The organism is Pseudomonas sp. MF6394, from assembly GCF_002018845.1.
Classification (GTDB): domain Bacteria; phylum Pseudomonadota; class Gammaproteobacteria; order Pseudomonadales; family Pseudomonadaceae; genus Aquipseudomonas; species Aquipseudomonas lactis.
In genome coordinates, this window is sequence record NZ_MVOJ01000013.1 from 163,662 (window position 1) to 176,292 (window position 12,631).

Annotated in this window: 14 protein-coding genes; 4 read left to right on the plus strand and 10 right to left on the minus strand. The window is 62.1% G+C overall.

All coding sequences use genetic code 11. The annotated features are described in order from the left end of the window. Positions 1-43 precede the first annotated feature (43 nt). Together MF6394_RS15850 and MF6394_RS15855 are read left to right on the plus strand one after the other, a co-directional pair. Positions 44-1,495, plus strand: coding sequence for an MFS transporter (locus MF6394_RS15850; RefSeq protein WP_228391212.1), 1,452 nt, complete (start codon positions 44-46; stop codon positions 1,493-1,495). Positions 1,496-1,967: 472 nt separating this feature from the next. Then, entirely contained in the window at positions 1,968-2,243 is a 276-nt protein-coding gene (locus MF6394_RS15855; RefSeq protein ID WP_044273098.1) for a DUF6124 family protein, read from the plus strand. Positions 2,244-2,801: 558 nt separating this feature from the next. On the opposite strand, the gene MF6394_RS15865 is transcribed toward MF6394_RS15855, so the two are convergent. From MF6394_RS15865 to ccmA, 10 genes are all read right to left on the minus strand, one after another. Further along, entirely contained in the window at positions 2,802-3,197 is a 396-nt protein-coding gene (locus tag MF6394_RS15865) for a hypothetical protein (RefSeq protein ID WP_032892669.1), read from the minus strand. A 16-nt stretch (positions 3,198-3,213) separates the two neighbouring features. Next, entirely contained in the window at positions 3,214-4,404 is a 1,191-nt protein-coding gene (gene ccmI / locus MF6394_RS15870; RefSeq protein ID WP_078467022.1) for a c-type cytochrome biogenesis protein CcmI, read from the minus strand. Next, positions 4,397-4,870, minus strand: a complete 474-nt coding sequence (locus MF6394_RS15875) for a cytochrome c-type biogenesis protein (RefSeq protein WP_003189960.1) — start codon at positions 4,868-4,870, stop codon at positions 4,397-4,399. The genes ccmI and MF6394_RS15875 overlap by 8 nt, the downstream gene beginning before the upstream one ends. Further along, complete coding sequence (locus MF6394_RS15880; RefSeq protein WP_032892673.1) at positions 4,867-5,403, minus strand: DsbE family thiol:disulfide interchange protein; 537 nt, start codon at positions 5,401-5,403, stop codon at positions 4,867-4,869. The genes MF6394_RS15875 and MF6394_RS15880 overlap by 4 nt, the downstream gene beginning before the upstream one ends. Beyond that, entirely contained in the window at positions 5,400-7,388 is a 1,989-nt protein-coding gene (locus tag MF6394_RS15885) for a heme lyase CcmF/NrfE family subunit (protein ID WP_032892675.1), read from the minus strand. Before MF6394_RS15885 ends, MF6394_RS15880 begins: the two co-directional genes overlap by 4 nt. Before the next feature lie 3 nt (positions 7,389-7,391). Next, the gene (ccmE, locus tag MF6394_RS15890) at positions 7,392-7,850 is read right to left on the minus strand and encodes a cytochrome c maturation protein CcmE (RefSeq protein ID WP_078467023.1); all 459 of its coding nucleotides are present in this window, start codon (positions 7,848-7,850) and stop codon (positions 7,392-7,394) included. Beyond that, positions 7,847-8,023 (minus strand): heme exporter protein CcmD, encoded by a 177-nt coding sequence (gene ccmD / locus MF6394_RS15895; RefSeq protein WP_003172771.1) that lies wholly within the window; start codon positions 8,021-8,023, stop codon positions 7,847-7,849. The genes ccmE and ccmD overlap by 4 nt, the downstream gene beginning before the upstream one ends. Then, positions 8,020-8,775, minus strand: a complete 756-nt coding sequence (locus tag MF6394_RS15900) for a heme ABC transporter permease (protein WP_003189953.1) — start codon at positions 8,773-8,775, stop codon at positions 8,020-8,022. The genes ccmD and MF6394_RS15900 overlap by 4 nt, the downstream gene beginning before the upstream one ends. Before the next feature lie 87 nt (positions 8,776-8,862). Further along, positions 8,863-9,531, minus strand: a complete 669-nt coding sequence (gene ccmB / locus MF6394_RS15905; protein ID WP_003189951.1) for a heme exporter protein CcmB — start codon at positions 9,529-9,531, stop codon at positions 8,863-8,865. Beyond that, complete coding sequence (gene ccmA / locus MF6394_RS15910; protein ID WP_078467024.1) at positions 9,528-10,163, minus strand: cytochrome c biogenesis heme-transporting ATPase CcmA; 636 nt, start codon at positions 10,161-10,163, stop codon at positions 9,528-9,530. The genes ccmB and ccmA overlap by 4 nt, the downstream gene beginning before the upstream one ends. A 200-nt stretch (positions 10,164-10,363) precedes the next feature. Between ccmA and fliK the strand changes: the two genes are divergently transcribed. Together fliK and MF6394_RS15920 are read left to right on the plus strand one after the other, a co-directional pair. Next, positions 10,364-11,941 (plus strand): flagellar hook-length control protein FliK, encoded by a 1,578-nt coding sequence (gene fliK, locus MF6394_RS15915; protein ID WP_078467025.1) that lies wholly within the window; start codon positions 10,364-10,366, stop codon positions 11,939-11,941. Beyond that, a complete protein-coding gene (locus tag MF6394_RS15920) occupies positions 11,938-12,267 on the plus strand; it encodes an EscU/YscU/HrcU family type III secretion system export apparatus switch protein (RefSeq protein WP_044267490.1) in 330 nt (109 codons plus the stop codon). The genes fliK and MF6394_RS15920 overlap by 4 nt, the downstream gene beginning before the upstream one ends. Positions 12,268-12,631: the final 364 nt, after the last annotated feature.

Genomic DNA, 12,631 nt, shown 5'->3' on the forward strand with positions numbered 1-12,631 from the left:
ACAACAACCACGCTCACGCCGGTGGTTGGCGCTCGCAATATTGATGCTGCCAGTCTTGCTGGTGACCGTGGATAACACCGTGCTGGGTTTTGCCCTGCCCAAAATCGCCGAGGCCCTGCACCCCAGTGCCAGCCAGCAATTGTGGATGATCGATGCCTACTCACTGGTGCTGGCAGGGTTGCTCATTTCCATGGGTAGCCTGGGTGATCGCAAAGGCCATCGCAAACTCCTGCTGATCGGCTCACTGGGGTTTACCCTGGTGTCGGTGATGACCGCTTATTCCAGCACCGCCACGCAGCTGGTCGCGGGACGGGCGTGCATGGGGATCTTCGGGGCAATGTTGATGCCGTCAACGTTGGCGTTGATTCGCTCAGTGTTCGACGACCGGGAAGAGCGTCGCCTGGCCGTGGCGATCTGGGCAACCACCTTGACCGTCGGTTCTGCGCTTGGGCCATTGGTCGGCGGCATACTGCTGGAGTTCTTCAACTGGGGGTCGATTTTTCTCCTGGCCGTGCCGGTGCTGGTGCCTCTGTTGATCCTCGGCCCCTGGCTGCTGCCTGAGTCCGAGCCGGACGCCTCGGGGCCGATGGATGTCATCAGCATTGTGCTCTCGATGGTCGCCCTCAGTGCCCTGGTGTACAGCATCAAGCATGTCGCCAGCGAAGGGCCGGATGCCTGGGCACTGGCGACACTGGCCGTTGCAATCGTGAGCGGCTGGCAATTCGTACGCCGTCAGTTGCACCTCCCTACCCCCTTGATGGACCTGAGCCTGTTTCGCAACAAGACGTTCAGCGGCTCGGTGACCATTAACCTGATGAGCCTGGCCTTCCTGATCGGTTTCGTGTTCTTTGCCACGCAATTGCTGCAAATCGTCCTGGGCATGTCGCCCTTGAACGCCAGCCTGGCGCTGATACCGGGCCAGCTCATGGCGATTGTGGTGGGGATCCTGATAGTCCCGATCGCCCAGCGCGTATCGGTCAATGTCCTGATTCCCATCCTGCTGGCCTTCACGGCCGGCGCGTTTTTGCTGGTCGCCAGCCTCGGCAGCAGTTTGACGGTGATCGTGGTTGCGTTTGCCTTGTTGAACATTGGCGTGGGTGCCATCGCCACGGTCTCTAACGACGTGATCCTGTCGGCCGCACCGGCCAACAAGGCAGGAGCCGCGTCAGCCATCAGCGAAACGGCCTATGAAGTCGGGGTAGTACTCGGCACCACCGTGCTCGGTGGCCTGGTGACGGCGTACTACCGCGGCACGCTGCACCTACCGGACTTCTTGACCCCGGTGCAAATGCACCTGGCAAGCGAAACCTTGGCAGGCGCCCATGCAATTTCGGCCACCCTGGCTCACGACCAGGCCAGTGAAGTCATGGGCAACGCTATACAGGCATTTGTCGCAGGGACTCAACTGATGGCCTGGGCCACCTTCAGCTTGGCGGTGCTGGCCATTGTCATCGCCCGGCGCACATTGAAGGCACAGGAGGCAGCGTCGGTGTGAGGCGGGTTGTGGCGGGCGAACGCATATGAGCGCACCGCAATTTTGATTGAGAGCTTTAACTGTCCGGTCCCGATACAGATGTGAGCATTAGTCAGGACTGGACACCCACCCATAAGGCTGGCACGTCAATGCTGACCAAAAGGCGAAGGAGCGCCCAGCAACGTGGCAGCAGGTTCAAACCCAGAGTTTAATGGGACTTTTCCTACGATCTATGTGGCTTGCAGTTGCTATAACGCATCGTTAGCCTTTCGCAGTCGCTGCTCATCAGCGATCAGGCTTGGTCGCCTGGATTAGAATGGCGCACGGTGCCGCGCAAGCGGCATTATTGTGTTCGCGTTATGGCGAGCTGTGCGTGGGAGGGCTTCGGGCCCTGCCGGGTTTCCATTCCCTGGTCGACCAACCTGCGTACAGCTCGCCACCCTTCTGCTTGGTCGCGGAGATGGTGAGCTCCAACTGAATGGAGATTTACTGCATGAAAAAAGTCACCCCAAATCCCCCGCCATATCCCTCGGATGACACCCCACACACCCCACCCAATCTCATCTTCACTGTCCGTCCAGGTCTCAGCACCGAAGCTGCCCTGAGCAACGCCAGCGAAATGCTGGAATCGGCGACTGTGTGTGCGTACGACTGTGCAGAACATCTGGACGGATCAGGCCGCAAGCAGGTGCTGGCGGTGGTACAGATGATTGAGATTGCGCAGTTGTTAGTGGATGAGGTGCTGAACCGAGAGTGTCCCGTGGCTTGATCGCTAAGGAGGTTGGCTTGCGTGGAATTATTTACCCAACAGGGTAGCGACCAGCGGTAACTACGATGCGAAGCGAGTCGCTCTTGATCTTGATCTGCTTTTGATCTTGATGTTAGGCGCCCCGTCAAACCACGCTGGCCGGAATTCGACAGGGATTTGGGGGGTAAACCGGCAGGGATGCCGGTTTAGCCGCCCCGCGCCATGGATGGCGCGTGGCGGCGGCCCCCCAAATCACTGGCGGATTACGGGCACACCGAGCCCAAGCGAGGTGCCGAGTGGTGGGGCAAGAGCCCTTTGGTTACTTTGGGGCTCTTTTCCAAAGTGACCCGCCGTCAGGCGGAACCCTAAGTAGCCGTTACCGCAGCAATGGATATGAACACAATCCAACTGTGTTGACTGTCAGGCCGCCTTCGCGAGCAAGCCCGCTCCCACAGTTTGGATTGTGGGGTGTCAGGTGGATAGGTGTCGGCTGGCAGGCCGTCATCGCAGGCAGCCCCCACCGTTGTTAGCCTTTCAAATCGAACATAAAAAAGGCGACCCTAACACGGTCGCCTTTTGTCATTGCGCGTACTGCTTGCTCAACCCCGGCGGCACGCCTTGCACGTTGGTTTCTTCCCATGGCCCATTGGGGCTGATGGAGCGGCTCCAGCCGTTGCTCCAGCGGTAGTAGGTGCGCTGGCGGTAGAAGGTGTCAGGCTGATCGTCCAGCACGTACACCTGCATCTTGCCGTCCCAGTGGCTGGCGGCGCCCGGCGGTGGGGCGAAGGTCGGCGATTTGCTTGGCAGGGGCTTTGGCGGCGGCGTCACAGGGCCCGAAGGTTTGGTGTTCGGCTGGGTCGAGGGGCCCGACGGTGGAATAGTCGGGCCGGTCGGCGCCGCAGGTGGGCGGTGGACCGCACAGGCGCTCAGGCCGAGTACCAGGCTGAGCAGGGTGATGCGTGCAAATGCGGTCATGGGTGTGTCCTCAGAATTACTGGTCCGGAGTGTCGATGGTCAATTGCTGCAGCGCAGTGGTGCTGCTGGCCAACGGTTGGCTGCGGCCGATCCATTCGCCAGTGGTCGGTTGGCCGGCCCGGGATATGCGCGCAACCAGTTGGACTTCGGGGAAGTTGGACAGTTTCAACTGCGGCATCATCGCGTCGGCATCGCCCAGTTCGACGGTAACGGGCAATGCGTCGACGGTCACACGCTTGGCCGCCAAGGGCGCCGGCGGGCCGTTAACGGCGCGGGCGAAGATGAACACGCTGTCGCCTGGCAGGGCCTTGGCTTTGACCTCGGCGGATAGGTCCACACGCACTTTCAGCAGCGCCTTGGGCGCCTGTACGACGCTGCCACCGCTCTCCTTGAGCTTCTCTGCCGCGCGATCAATCCCGCCTTGCAAGGCGACGCGGGAGTTGTCCTCTGGCGGCAATTGCGCGAGCAGGCGGTTCCAGTAGTCGATGGCTTCCTGATAACGCTGGCCCTCAAAGGCGGCGATACCCAGCAGGCCGAGACTGGTGACTTCCGTGGGGTCGAGCTTCAAGGCTTCGTCGGTCAGCGCCTGAACCTTTGGCGACCATTGTTTGTTGTCGGCAAAGTACTGCGCCTGGGCCCATTGGCCGAGCAGTTCCGGTTGGCGCCCGGCCAATGCAACCGTACGTTCAAAGACTTTGGCGGCATCGGCGGCACGGTCCTGGGCCATATAGGCGCGACCGAGGAAGTACAAACCTTCTGCCGAATCCGGTTGTGCAGCGGCGGCACGTTCCAGACGGCGGGTCATGTCGGCCATGGACACCGGTGGCTGGGAAAACTCTCGGGTCAGTTCGACCTTGTCGCTCGCGCCATAATGCAGGTACAGCGCAACGCCCAGCACAGGCACCAGAAACGCCGCCAAAAACGGCAGTGGTTTGCCCAACCGCGATTCACGGGGTTTTTCCACGCCTTCGGTGTCGGCCAGCAACTCACGGGCCGCTTCGGCGCGGCCCGTGTCGAGTTGCGCGGTATTCAACACACCTTCGTCCTGCTGCGCTTGCAGCTCAGCGACGCGTTCCTGGTACAGCGCCACGTTCAACGCGGTGCGATCCTCTTCGCGCTGGGCACGACGGCCACGCAACACAGGGATCAACAGGAAACTCAGGGCAATCAGTAGCAGCAAACCGGCTGCGAGCCAGAAATCAATCATCAGTCTTGGTGTCCAGCAATTGGTCGAGGCGTTTGCGCTCTTCAGGGGACAGCGCATCGGCGCCATCAATCGGTGCGACGCGGCGACGGCGCACGATCACGGCCATCACCACCACGCCAGCCAGCAACAGCCCGGCCGGGCCGAACCACAGCAGCGCAGTCTTGCCGGTGAGCGCCGGTTTGTAGCGCACGAAGTCACCGTAGCGGTCGACCATGAAGTCGATGATCTGCTGGTCGTCCTTGCCCTCCCCCAGCATGCGGAAAATCTCTCGGCGCAAGTCGGTGGCGATCGGGGCGTTGGAGTCGGCGATGTCCTGGTTCTGGCATTTGGGGCAGCGCAGTTCCTTGGTCAGGTCGCGAAAACGCTCGCGCTCGGCGTCGTTGGCAAATTCATAGGTGTCGATGGCGGCGTGGGCCACACCAGCCAGGCCCAGGGCTAAAACAGCTGCGGTCAACCAACGCTTCATGGCTTGGCCTCATCGACCAGGGCCTGGTACTTGGCGGCCAGTTGCTCGCGCCACACGGTTTCGTCGATCACGCCGACGTACTTGTCGCGGATCACACCTTTGGCGTCGATGAAGAAGGTTTCCGGCGCGCCGTACACGCCGAGGTTCAACCCCAGGTTGCCGTCTTCGTCGCGGATATCCAACTGGTACGGGTTATGAAATTCCGCCAGCCACTTCAAGGCCGCCGCATTGTCGTCCTTGTAGTTGATGCCGTAGATCACCACGCCTTTCTCGGCCAGTTTGTTCAACACCGGGTGTTCGACGCGGCAAGAGATGCACCAGGTGGCCCACACGTTGACCAGCGCCGGCTTGCCCTGCAAGTCGGCCTGGGTGAGGGTCTTGTCACCCTGCACCGTTGGCAGGTTGAAGGCGGGGAACGGCTTGCCGATCATCGCCGAAGGCAGCTCGGCCGGGTCCAGGTACAACCCGCGATACAAAAACACCGCCACCAGCAAAAACAACGCCAGCGGCACAACCATCAACCAACGCTTCATACCGCAGCTCCCGATAGGCCCAGCGCTTCACGCACCCGGCTCTTGACCTTGACCCGATAGCGACGGTCCAGCGCCGCGAGCAACCCGCCGAACCCGGTGAGCAACCCGCCGAACCAGATCCAGCGCACGAAGGGTTTGACATGCACGCGCACGGCCCAGGCGCCGTCGCCCAGGGGTTCACCGAGGGCCACATACAGGTCACGGGTGAAACCGGCGTCGATGCCAGCCTCGGTCATCATCGAACTCTGCACGGTGTACAGGCGTTTTTCCGGGTGCAGCACGGCGATTTCCTTGCCATTGCGCACCACGCGCACAGTACCTTTGTCGGAGGTGAAGTTCGGCCCTTCGAAGTGCTTGGCACCTTCGAAGATGAAGTGGTAACCGGCCAGGTCCATGGACTCGCCCGGCGCCAGGCGCAGGTCGCGCTCGGCGCTGTTCTGGCTGGACAGCACCACCCCAAGGGCGCATACCGCGATACCAATGTGGGCGATCTGCATGCCCCAGTAGCTGCGGGTCAGGGTGGGCAGGCCCTTGAGCAAACCCTTGTGGCGCGTCTTGTCGACGATATCCCGCGCGCCCGCCAGCAACACCCAGGCCGCCAGCAGGAACGTGGCGAGTACCGCCCAATTGAAGTCGCCGTAGGCAAACCCGGCGATCACCGCCAGGGCCACGCTGCCGAGCAGCACCGGCATCAGCATGCCTGCCAGCCATTTCACCGGGGTGTCTTTCCAGCGCACCAGCACGCCAACCGCCATCACCACCATCAACAGGCCCATCAGCGGGATGAACAACGCATTGAAGTACGGCGGCCCCACGGACAACTTGGCGCCGCTGAGGGCATCCAACACCAGCGGGTAGAGGGTGCCGAGCAGGATCATCGACGCGGCCACCACCAGCACCAGGTTATTGCCCAGCAACAAGGTTTCCCGCGACCACAGGTTGAAACCGACCTGGCTCTTGACCACCGGCGCGCGCAGGGCAAACAGGGTGAGCGAACCGCCGACGACAAACAGCAGGAAGATCAGGATGAACACGCCGCGCTCGGGGTCCGAGGCAAACGCATGCACCGAGGTCAGCACGCCCGAGCGCACCAGGAAGGTACCGAGCAGGCTGAGGGAAAACGCCGCGATGGCGAGCAGTACCGTCCAGCTCTTGAACACGCCACGTTTTTCGGTAACGGCCAGGGAGTGAATCAGCGCGGTGCCCACCAGCCACGGCATGAAGGAGGCGTTTTCCACCGGGTCCCAGAACCACCAGCCGCCCCAGCCGAGTTCGTAGTAGGCCCACCAAGAGCCCAGGGTGATACCGATACCGAGGAAGGCCCAGGCGACGATGGTCCATGGCCGTGACCAGCGCGCCCAGGCGGCGTCGAGACGCCCGCCGAGCAACGCGGCGATGGCGAACGCGAAGGCCACGGAAAAGCCCACATAGCCCATGTAGAGCATCGGCGGGTGCACGATCAGGCCGATATCCTGCAGCAACGGGTTGAGGTCGTGACCGTCCACCGGGATCTGCGGCAGGATGCGGGTGAACGGGTTGGAGGTCATGATCAAAAACAGCAGGAAACCGATGCTGATCATGCCCATCACCGCCAGCACCCGCGCCAGCATCACTTGCGGCAATTGGCGCGAGAACACCGAGACGGCGAAGGTCCAGCCGCCGAGGATCAAGGCCCACAGCAGCAATGAACCTTCGTGGGCGCCCCACACGGCGCTGAACTTGTAGTACCAGGGCAAGGCGCTGTTGGAGTTGTTGGCGACGTAGGCGACGGAAAAATCGTCGGTCATGAAGGCGTAGGTCAGGCAACCAAAGGCGAACAGCAAGAAAGCGAACTGGCCCCAGGCGGCCGGCTGCGCCAGGCTCATCCACAGGCGATCGCCGCGCCAGGCACCCAGCAAGGGCACCACGGCCTGGACCACCGCAAAGCACAGCGCGAGGATCATCGCCAACTGGCCCAACTCAGGAATAAACAGTGCGGACGTCATGGCTTAGCCCTCCTTGGCTGGGGCGGCGGGCGCGGTTTGGCCGCTGTCTTTCAAGGCTTTGGTGACCTCGGGCGGCATGTATTTTTCATCGTGCTTGGCCAACACTTCGTCAGCCACTACCACGCCGTCGGCGTTGAGCTTGCCCAGGGCGACAATGCCCTGGCCTTCGCGGAACAGGTCCGGGAGGATGCCGCGATAAGTGATGGTCACGGCCTTGTTGAAGTCGGTGACCACGAAGGTCACGTCCAACGAATCGCCGGAACGCTTCAACGAGCCCTGCTCCACCATGCCGCCGGCGCGGATGCGCGTATCGACCGGCGCTTCGCCATTGGCGATCTGGGTGGGCGTGTAGAACAGGTTGATGTTCTGCTGCAGGGCGCTCAGGGCCAGGGTCACGGCAATGCCGACGCCGGCCAGGATGGCAAGGATGATCAACAGACGCTTTCTAGGCAGCGGATTCACTTTTCGGTCTCCCGGCGCAGACGTCGCGCCTCTTGTTGCAGGTAACGCTTGCGGGCCAGGATCGGCGCGGCGACGTTGAGGGCCAGTACCGCCAGGCAGATGCCATAGGCCGTCCAGACATACAGGCCGTGGTGGCCCATGGCGAGAAAATCACTGAAAGAAGCAAAACTCATCCGCGTGCTCCCAGGCAGTTTTGCACTTCGGCTTTGACCCAACTGGTACGGGCTTCACGCTTGAGCACTTCAAGGCGCATGCGCAGCAGCAATACGGCACCGAAGAAACAGTAGAAACCCAGCACCATCAGCAGCAACGGCGCCCACATTTCCACGGGCATCGCCGGTTTTTCGGTGAGGGTGAAGGTGGCGCCCTGGTGCAGGGTGTTCCACCACTCCACCGAGTACTTGATGATCGGGATGTTGATCACGCCGACAATCGCCAGCACCGCGCAGGCCTTGGCGGCGCTGTCGCGGTTGCTGATGGCGTTGCCCAAGGCGATCAGGCCGAAATACAGGAACAGCAGGATCAGCATCGAGGTCAGGCGCGCATCCCACACCCACCACGAACCCCAGGTCGGCTTGCCCCAGATTGCACCGGTCACCAGCGCCACGGCGGTCATCCACGCACCGATGGGCGCGGCGCATTGCAGGGCCACATCGGCCAGCTTCATCTTCCAGACCAGGCCGACGATGCCGCACACCGCCAGCATCACATAGCAGGACTGGGCCAGCATCGCGGCAGGCACGTGGATATAGATGATGCGAAAGCTGTTGCCTTGCTGATAGTCCGGCGGCGCAAAGGCCAGGCCCCAGACCAGGCCGATGCCGATCAGCAGGATGGCGGCGATACTCAACCACGGCAGCAGCTTGCCACTGATGCCATAAAACCATTTGGGCGAGCCGAGCTTGTGAAACCAGGTCCAGTTCATTGCTGTTTCCATCACGGTGCTTTTCGTCGTGGCGAAAAGCTCAGGGTCTTTACTGACTCCGCGTCGTTAACGCCGGGTCAGACCTCATTATTCACCGACGCTGATTTTCAGGCCGGCGGCTATAGCAAAAGGTGTCAGGGTTACCGCCAGGGCGGTCAGGCTGCCAAGCCACAAGAGGTAACCGGTCGCCGGCATGCCCATGAGCGCGGCTTGCAACGCGCCACTGCCCAGGATCAACACCGGGATATACAAAGGCAGAATCAACAGGGCCAGCAACAGCCCGCCACGCTTCAAGCCGACCGTCAACGCTGCGCCCACCGCCCCCAACAGGCTGAGCACCGGCGTGCCGAGTAACAAGGACAGGAGTAGCACCGGCAGGCATTCAACGGGCAACCCGAGCATCATGGCAAGCAGTGGCGAGAGCAAGACTAGCGCCAAGCCGGAAAAAGCCCAGTGTGCCAGCACCTTGGCCAGTACCAGAAGTGGCAAAGGGTGCGACGAAAGGACCCACTGTTCCAGGGAACCGTCTTCGAAATCACTGCGAAACAGCCCGTCCAGCGAGAGCAGGACCGATAAAAGCGCGGCGACCCATACCAGTCCTGGCGACAAGGTTTGCAACAGTTTAGTCTCCGGGCCGACCGCCAGCGGAAACAGCGCGATCACGATGGCAAAGAACACCAGCGGGTTGGCCAGTTCGGCGGGGCGGCGGCACAACAGCCGTGCCTCGCGGGCCACCAACAAGGCGAACACACTCATAGCGACCACCGCCCCAGGTCCAGCTCACGGTAGCCGACAGGCATGCGCGCCAAGGTGTGGTGGGTGGTGAGCACCACCAGGCCGCCTTGTTCGCAGTGCTGGGCCAGGTGCGCTTCGAGTTGAGCCACGCCTTGTTTGTCGAGGGCCGTGAAAGGTTCGTCGAGAATCCACAGTGGCGGGCCGGGCAAGTACAAGCGGGCCAGGGCCACACGGCGCTGCTGGCCGGCGGACAGGGTATGGCAGGGAACGTCTTCAAAGCCCTTGAGGCCTACCGCGGCCAGGGCCTGCCAGATGGCTTCACGGGAAGCAGGATGATGCAGGGCGCTGAGCCAACTGAGGTTTTCTTCAGCGGTGAGTACGTCCTTGATGCCGGCGGCGTGGCCGATCCAGATCAGGTTGCGCGCCAGTTCGCTACGTTGTTCGTTCAACGGCTTGCCGTTGAGACGCACCACGCCGGCCGTGGGCTGCATCAGCCCGGCCAGCAGGCGCAGCAGGCTGGTCTTGCCGCTGCCATTGGGGCCACTGACTTGCACCATGTCGCCACTCGAAAGCCGCAGGTCGAGTTGCTCGAACAGCAGGCGCAGGTCGCGTTCACAGGCAAGCGCTACGGCTTCAAGAAGAGGGCTGGTCAAAAGATCGCGGGCCTTTACGGTTCAAGTCGGCGGTGCAGCGGCCGTTATAGAGAGATGCACAATAACGGCTTTGGCGACCGATTTTAGAGAGCTGGATCAAATAGTTGTGAGGTTTTTACCGCTCTCTTTACAGACGGGCGGCATTATACATGCGATGCCCTACTCTAAAGAGGGCAATTTCCCCAGAGACCACGCGCACGATGACCGGTGAGATCAACCTTCCTCCACTGCCGCCCACCTCAGCCCCCGGACCCGCGCCGCTGCCGGCTGCCGGCGGGCTGCTCACGCTGCTGGAACCGCAGGCCGGGTTGATCGGCCCGGGGAAAACCGTGAACGCCGAGGTCATCGCGCTTAAACAAGGCGGCGAGGCCTTTCAACTGCTGCTCAAGTTGACCCTCGAAGGCGGTCGCCAGACCCTGGTGCAGGCCAGCAGTGCCCAGCCCTTGCCCCTGGGCAGCAATGTGGCGGTGAGCCAGACGCCTGCGGGCAATCTGGCCATCACCTTGCAGCAAGCCATGAGCGCCAACGTGGCCGCCTTCACACGCCTCGACACCACGCAAATGCCGGTGGGCACGCTGCTGCAAGCCAAGGTGCTGACCACGCAGATGCTGCCCCAGGGCACGGCGCAACCGGCAATCTATCGCTCGCTGGTGAGCGTGCTCAATAACGCCCTGGCCGGTGCCACCCTGGCGTTGGAAAGCCCTCAGCCGCTGAGGGTGGGCAGCTTGCTCAGTGCCGTGGTGCAGAACGCGCAAACCCTGAACTTCGTACCGCTGAGCGGTTTGAAAGACCAACTGGCCGTGGCGCAACAACTCGCCACTCAGCAAAGTCGCCAAGGCTCGCTGGACGCGGTGTTTACCGCCTTGCAAAACCTGCCCCGTGGCGACAGCACATCGGCCGAGCTGCGGGCCGCCGCCGAGCGATTATTGGCGGCCTTGCCCGATCTGGCACAGGTCAGCAACCCCAAGGTGCTGGCCCAGGTGGTGCAGAACAGCGGCGCCTTTCTGGAAGCCAAATTGCTTGCCGGCCAGAACCCGCAAATCCCACCGCTGGACATGAAAGGCGCGCTGTTGCGCCTGGTCGCAGACCTGCTGCCCGCCCTGCCCGCCAGCACCAACCTGAATGCGATCCTCGCCGCCAATACCCTGGCCCAGGTGTTGCCACACTTTGTGCGCAGCCCGTTGAACACCCTCGGCCAGGTCGGCGCCCGCCAGATCCCCGCCGGCTTCCCGCTGCCCGAAAGGCTGATGGCAAAACTGGAAGGTGAAGGCGACCTGGAAAACCTGCTGCGCCTGGCCGCTGCGGCAATCTCGCGCTTGCAGAGCCATCAACTGTCGAGCCTGGAACAGACCGGCACCACCGCCGACGGCCGCCTGCAAACGACCTGGCAGTTGGAAATCCCCCTGCGCACTCTGCAAGACATCGTGCCGTTGCAGGTCAAGTTTCAACGCGAGGAGCCCGCGCCAGACAAGGACCAGACCGAGCGCAAAGATAAAAAAGACCCTAAGCAAATGCTCTGGCGCGTCGAACTGGCCTTCGACATGGAGCCACTGGGGCCGTTGCAAGTTCAGGCGCAGCTGTCCCAAGGCAAACTGTCCAGCCAGCTGTGGGCCAGCCGCCCGTTCACCGCCAGCCTGATCGAAAGCCACTTGGGCAGCCTGCGCGAGCGCCTGGTGTCATCCGGGCTCAACGTCGGCGACCTGGATTGCCACCTGGGCACCCCGCCACGCGGGCAAAAAACCGGACTGGAGCAACGCTGGGTGGATGAAACCGCATGAAAAACGCCGCCCCACCCCGCCAAGCCATCGCCCTCAAGTACGACGGGCAACAGGCCCCCACCCTGACGGCCAAAGGCGACGACGCCCTGGCCGAAGCCATCCTCAAATTGGCACGGGAAAACGAAGTCCCCATCTATGAAAACCCCGAGCTGGTGAAACTGCTGGCGCGTATGGAACTGGGCGACAGCATTCCGCAAGAGCTGTACCGCACCATTGCCGAAATCATTGCATTTGCCTGGACATTGAAGGGCAAGTTCCCGGTGGGCTACGACCCGGATGCGGGACCGGTGGAACGCGATGTCACTGAACAGGGTGACGATTACTGATTGCTCATGAGCTCCATACACATCCAACTGTGGGAGCGGGCTTGCTCGCGAAGGCGGCCTGGCAGTCAACACAGTTGGATTGTGGGCATATCCATTGCTGCGGTAACGGCTACTTAGGGTTCCGCCCTGACGGCGGCTCACTTTTGAACAGCGCAAAAGTAAGCAAAACGCTCTTGCCCCACCACTCGGCACCTCGCCTAGGCTCGGTGTGCCCGTAATCCGCCAGTGATTTGGGGGGCCGCCGCCACGCGCCATCCATGGCGCGGGGCGGCTAAACCGGCATCCCTGCCGGTTTACCCCCCAAATCCCTGTCGAATTCCGGCCAGCGTGGTTTAACGGGGCGCCTAAGATCAAGATCAAGAGC